This window comes from Brevundimonas sp., from assembly GCF_036677305.1.
Lineage (GTDB): Bacteria > Pseudomonadota > Alphaproteobacteria > Caulobacterales > Caulobacteraceae > Brevundimonas.
The window spans coordinates 1-5,068 of the sequence record NZ_JAKFEB010000214.1; the positions used below are offsets into that span (position 1 = coordinate 1).

Here is a 5,068-nt window from a genome sequence, read left to right on the forward strand (position 1 = left end):
GACGACACCGGAATGAACTCTGTCAGTCCCTCGACCAGGCCAAGGATGATCGCCGCCAGCCAGTCCGCCATACGCGCCCCGTCAAAAAGATCGGGTCGTCAGTGCGCGCCCGGTTCGGGACCCACATAGCGCAGACGCGAGCGGATAGGCGAGCCGTTCATCGCCTGATCCAGCGCATGACCCAGCAAGCCGGTCAGCCGACCCATCAGGAACAGGTCCGCGGCGCCGTCTCGCGGCAGCTCCAGTCGCCGGGCGATGACCGCCAGCGCGAGGGGGAAATTCGCCTTGCGGCCCGTCGCCGCCTCGCCCTCCTGCACCGCCCGCGCCAGATCGGCGGGCAGGTCGGCCGCGGCCAGCAGGGCGGCGGCGCGGGGATCGCCCGCCGGATAGTCGTCCGGGGCGTCGAAACCGGCCAGACGGCCGATCTCCTGCGAGCGGCGGGCGGCGTCGGCCGCCTGACGCCGCACGGCGACGATCCAGTCGGACGCACGCGTCAGCTCCGCCATCATCGGCGATCCCGCCATCGTCATCAGACCCGCAAAGGCCGCCGCCGCCGGAGCCGCGCCGCCGTCCGTCGCGGCCCGCGTCGCCACCACGGCCGGATTGAGCTCGTGATCGGCGGACAGCACCAGGGCGCGGCGGATCAGGTGGGCGTCCCGTTCCGGCGTCTTCCAGCTGCGCGCCAGCCTCTGATGCAGGAACAGGCGGGGCCCGGGGCCGACTGCGGCGTCGACCGCCTCGTCCAGCACCCGCGCGCATTCCAGCCGCAGCTCCTCGACGGAGCGGGTCTTGGGATCCGCGTCTTCCTCGGCGCGGCGGGCCAGGGCCGCGAACAGGCGCGCCCGGATCGAGCCGCCGGGGACCGCCCCGATCCGCGGCCTGATCCCCGCGAACGGATTGGCCGCCCGCGCGTCCCAAAGCCGCCGGGCAACCTCCTCCAGCGTGGCGGTCTCGGCCAGCTGGACGGCGTCCAGCCCGCGATAGAACAGCCGGCCGCCGGCGATCGCGGTCAGGGAGGAACAGATATCGGCCTCGCCGCGTCCCGCGCCGCCGGGCGTGCGGCGATAGACGGCGGAATCCTCGGCCTCGACGGCCTCGCCGCTCAGCCGGGCGATGTCATGGGCGGCGTACAGGCTGCGACGCGAATCCTCGGGATCGGGCCGGGCCGCGATCCGGCCCCGGCTGACATAGGCGTAGAGCGTCTGCGACTTGACCCCCAGCCGGGCCATCGCCTCGCCTCGCCCGATCCAGTGGGCCGTATCCGCCATCTGCACGCGAGCCTCCGAAAGCCTCGGCCTCGTGGAACCATCGGACGGCGAGGATGAAGGCCTTTCGTGACGATGAAGCTAACGCCCGCGACAGTTGCGCGGCCTTGGCACGGCCGCGCCTTTCCGCGACAAGACGGCGATGACGATCCCCGCCCCCGACAGCGCGCCCGCCAACGGCCTTGACGACGTTCATTCCGCGACCCGCGCCGTCACCCGCCTGTCGGTCGGCGTGGCCGTGGTCCTGATCGCGCTGAAGGCCTTCGCCCTGGGGGCCTCGGGCTCTGTGTCCATCCTCGCCTCCCTGGCGGATTCCTCGCTCGATCTGGTGGCCTCTCTGGGCGTCTTCTTCGCCGTGCGCTGGGCGGCCGCCCCGCCCGACGAGGATCACCGCCACGGTCACGGCAAGGGCGAGGCGCTCGCCGCCCTCGTCCAGGCCGGGCTGGTGTTCGCCTCGGCCGTGTTCATCGGCTGGGAGGCGGTGCAACGCATCTTCGACCCCCGTCCGATCACCGCCGGCTACTGGGGCGTGCTGGTCGTCCTGATCTCCATCGCCGTCACCGGCTGGCTGGTCTGGATGCAGGGCCGCGCCATCAAGGCCAGCGGCTCCATGGCGGTCGAGGCCGACCGCGCCCACTACGCCGCCGACCTCGCGGCCAATGTCGTGGTCCTGATCGGGGTCATTTCCGGGGCCTGGCTGTCTGCGCCGGGGCTCGACGCCGCCGCCGGCCTGGTCGTGGCGGTCTGGCTGTTCTGGGGCGCGCTGGGGATGCTGAAGACCGCCGCGGACCATCTGGTCGACAAGGCCCTGCCCGAGCGCGAGCAGATCGCCATGACCACGGCGGTCCTGTCGGACCCCCGGATTTCCGGCGTGCACCAGCTGCGCACCCGCATGGCCGGCCCGGTCGTCATGATCCAGATGCACGTCGACCTCGACCCCGACCTCACCCTTGAGGCCGCGCATGACATCGTGGTGGAGGCGGAGAACCGCCTGCTGGCCGGCTGGCCCCGGGCCGACATCCTGATCCATCCCGACCCGCGCGGCCGCACCCGGCCGCACGGCGGCGTCTTCGCCGAAACGGCGGACGAAGCCGTCGCTCCGGGGCCGAAAACGAAAAAAGGCCCCTGGACCTGAGGCTTGGCTAACGCGGGCTTAACGCCCTCGTGCGCATGAACGGCCCATGTCGGCCTGCGTCCTGTATCATTTCGCCTTCGATCCGGGCTCCCGCGTCGCGCGCCTCGCGCTGGGCGAGGCCAGGAAGACCTTCACCGAGACCCTCGTCCGCCCGTGGGAGGAGGATTGCCCGCTCGCCGGACTGAACCCCTCGGGCATGCCCCCGGTGCTTCAGGTCACCGAGGACAGCCGGTCCCTGACCCTGTGCGAACCGGCCGCCATCCTGGGCTGGCTCGAGGACGGCTCGCGCGAGCCCTTCCTCATGCCGACCGATCCGGCCGAACGCGCCGAGACGCGCCGCCTGATCGGCTGGTTCGACCGCCGCTTCACCGACGAGGTCAATGCGGTCCTGCTGCACGAGCGGATGGAGAAGCCCCTGCTGCGCCTCGGCCCTCCCGACGCCCGCAACCTGCGCGCCGGGCGCGAGGCCCTGAGATCCCATCTCACCATGCTGGAGACCTTGCTCGCCGCCCGCGACGCCCTGTCCGGACGCCGCGTCGGCCAGGCGGATTTCGTGGCCGCCGCGCATCTGTCGGTGCTGGACTATTTCGGCGAGGTTCCCTGGGCCAACTGGCCCGGTCTGAAGACCTGGTACATGAAGCTGAAGTCGCGCCCCAGCTTCCGCCCCCTTCTGACGGACCGCTTCCCCGGCGTCGCCGCCTCGGCCTGGTACGCCGATCTCGACTTCTAGGGCCCGGCGCGTCAAACGACGCCCATGCCGGTCGATGTCCGTCCCTTCATCCGTGAGAGCGCCGCCGCCCTTGGCTTCGACGCCTGCCGCTTCGCCTCGGCCTCGGCGCCGTGGAGCGCGGGCGAGCGGCTGGCGCATTTCGTCGAGGTCGGACGCCATGGCGACATGGGCTGGATGGAGACGACGCTGGAACGCCGGGCCCACCCCACCGCCATGTGGGACGGGGCCCGCACCGCGATCGTGCTGGGCCTCAACTACGGCCCCGAGACCGATCCCCTGCCCGAGATGGCCGACCGTTCGGCAGGCTACGTCTCGGTCTACGCCCGCGGCGACGACTATCACGAGGTCATCAAGGGCCGGCTGAAAACCCTCGCCGGCCAGATTGCGGCGCGGACCGGCGAGGACGTGAAGGTCTTCGTCGACACCGCCCCCCTGATGGAGAAGCCGCTGGCCCAGCGCGCCGGCCTCGGCTGGCAGGGGAAGCACACCAATCTGCTCAGCCGCACCCACGGCAACTGGCTGTTCCTCGGCGTGATCCTGAGCGCGGCCGAACTGGAGTCGGATCCGCCCGAGGGCGAGCACTGCGGCACGTGCACCGCCTGTCTCGACGCCTGCCCGACCAACGCCTTCCCCGCCCCGTTCCAGCTGGATGCGCGGCGTTGCCTGTCCTACCTGACCATCGAATTCGCGGGGCCCTGGCCCGAGGAGTTCCGCACGGCCACGGGCAGCCGGATCTACGGCTGCGACGACTGTCTGGCCGTCTGTCCGTGGAACAAATTCGCCGCCGCCTCGAACGAGGCCCGGGTTCAGGCGCGCGAAGCGCTGGTTTCACCGAGGCTGGCCGATCTGGCGGCGCTGGACGACGCGGCCTTCCGGACCCTGTTCTCGAAGAGCCCGGTCAAGCGGATCGGCCGCGACCGGTTCGTCCGCAATGTCCTGTACGCCATCGGCAACAGCGCGGATCCGGCCCTGTTGCCGTCCGCGGAACGCCTGCTGGACGATCCCGACGCCGTCGTGCGCGACGCCGCTGAATGGGCGGCCCGGCGTCTGCGGGCCGCCTAGCCCTGGGCGATCACCCCGCCGCGCTCGCCGCCCGGAGCGCGGGCGATGTCCAGAAGCTTGATCCGGAACACCATCACCGCATTGGCCGGAATGCCCGGCCGACCCTGTTCGCCATAGCCCTGCGCCGGCGGCACATAGACCACCCACTCGTCGCCGACGCGCATGTGCTGCAGCGCCTCGGTCCAGCCCGGCACCACGTCGCCGACGGTGAACACCGCCGGCTGGCCCGACTGGAACGAGCTGTCGAACACCGTGCCGTCCGTCAGCGTGCCCTCATAGTCGACGCGGACCAGATCGTTGCGGTCAGGCGTCTCGCCGCCCGGCGGTCCCGACTGAATGATCTTGTACTGCACGCCCGACGGCAGGCTCTTCACGCCCTCGGCCCTGGCGTTCGAGCTGAGAAAGAACTCGGCGGCCCGCAGATTCTGCGCCGCGCTTTCGTCCGGCGCGGCCGGTTCGCGGTTGCAGGCGGCCAGAGGCCCCGCCAGCGCCGCCATCATCGACAGCGTCGCGACGCCCTTAGCCCATCCGTAGCGCATAGCCTGCCTCTTCCAGTCCGCGTCTGATTTCTTCCGCATGGGCCTCGCCGCGCGTCTCGACCATGATGTCGAACTCCGCGCCCTTGGCCGGCACGTCCAGCGCCAGCCGGTTGTGCACCACGTCGATGATGTTTCCGCCCGCGCCGCCGATCACGGCGCTCATCTTGGACAGCATCCCCGGGCGATCGTCGCCCAGAATGCGGTAGACGATCATCTTCTTCTCGCGCACCAGCTCCCGGTTCAGGACCACGGCCAGCATGCGGGCGTCGATGTTGCCGCCGGTCAGCTCGATGCCGACCTTCAGGCCGCGGAATTTGTCGGGATAGGCCAGCAGCGC

The 5,068-nt window shown here is 71.0% G+C and carries 5 protein-coding genes and 1 pseudogene; 3 read left to right on the forward strand and 3 right to left on the reverse strand.

What is annotated here, in order from left to right; translation table 11 throughout:
- Positions 1–98: 98 nt before the first annotated feature.
- Complete coding sequence (locus tag V6M42_RS12390) at positions 99–1,268, reverse strand: citrate/2-methylcitrate synthase (RefSeq protein ID WP_332678748.1); 1,170 nt, start codon at positions 1,266–1,268, stop codon at positions 99–101.
- A gap of 139 nt (positions 1,269–1,407) precedes the next feature.
- Here V6M42_RS12390 and V6M42_RS12395 point away from each other — a divergent pair, with 139 nt between their 5' ends.
- From V6M42_RS12395 to queG, 3 genes are read left to right on the forward strand one after another with little or no spacing between them, the layout of a single operon-like run.
- Positions 1,408–2,400 (forward strand): cation diffusion facilitator family transporter, encoded by a 993-nt coding sequence (locus V6M42_RS12395; RefSeq protein WP_332660059.1) that lies wholly within the window; start codon positions 1,408–1,410, stop codon positions 2,398–2,400.
- A 46-nt stretch (positions 2,401–2,446) separates the two neighbouring features.
- Positions 2,447–3,130, forward strand: a complete 684-nt coding sequence (gene fzlA, locus V6M42_RS12400; RefSeq protein ID WP_332678746.1) for an FtsZ-binding protein FzlA — start codon at positions 2,447–2,449, stop codon at positions 3,128–3,130.
- Between the two features lie 24 nt (positions 3,131–3,154).
- The gene (gene queG / locus V6M42_RS12405; RefSeq protein ID WP_332660062.1) at positions 3,155–4,192 is read left to right on the forward strand and encodes a tRNA epoxyqueuosine(34) reductase QueG; all 1,038 of its coding nucleotides are present in this window, start codon (positions 3,155–3,157) and stop codon (positions 4,190–4,192) included.
- Here the strand turns inward: queG and V6M42_RS12410 are convergent.
- Positions 4,189–4,731: an FKBP-type peptidyl-prolyl cis-trans isomerase gene (locus V6M42_RS12410; protein WP_332660063.1), complete on the reverse strand. Its 543-nt coding sequence runs from the start codon at positions 4,729–4,731 to the stop codon at positions 4,189–4,191. The two genes, queG and V6M42_RS12410, sit on opposite strands and share 4 nt — an antisense overlap.
- A pseudogene (locus tag V6M42_RS12415) lies at positions 4,712–5,068 on the reverse strand (threonine ammonia-lyase); the annotation flags it as partial. The gene V6M42_RS12410 and the pseudogene V6M42_RS12415, both read right to left, overlap by 20 nt.

Coding starts and splice junctions, on each gene's coding strand:
- V6M42_RS12410 (WP_332660063.1), bottom strand. CDS start 4,731: ATGCGCTACGGATGGGCTAAGGGCGTCGCGACGCTGTCGATGATGGCG.
- fzlA (WP_332678746.1), top strand. CDS start 2,447: ATGTCGGCCTGCGTCCTGTATCATTTCGCCTTCGATCCGGGCTCCCGC.
- queG (WP_332660062.1), top strand. CDS start 3,155: ATGCCGGTCGATGTCCGTCCCTTCATCCGTGAGAGCGCCGCCGCCCTT.
- V6M42_RS12390 (WP_332678748.1), bottom strand. CDS start 1,268: ATGGCGGATACGGCCCACTGGATCGGGCGAGGCGAGGCGATGGCCCGG.
- V6M42_RS12395 (WP_332660059.1), top strand. CDS start 1,408: ATGACGATCCCCGCCCCCGACAGCGCGCCCGCCAACGGCCTTGACGAC.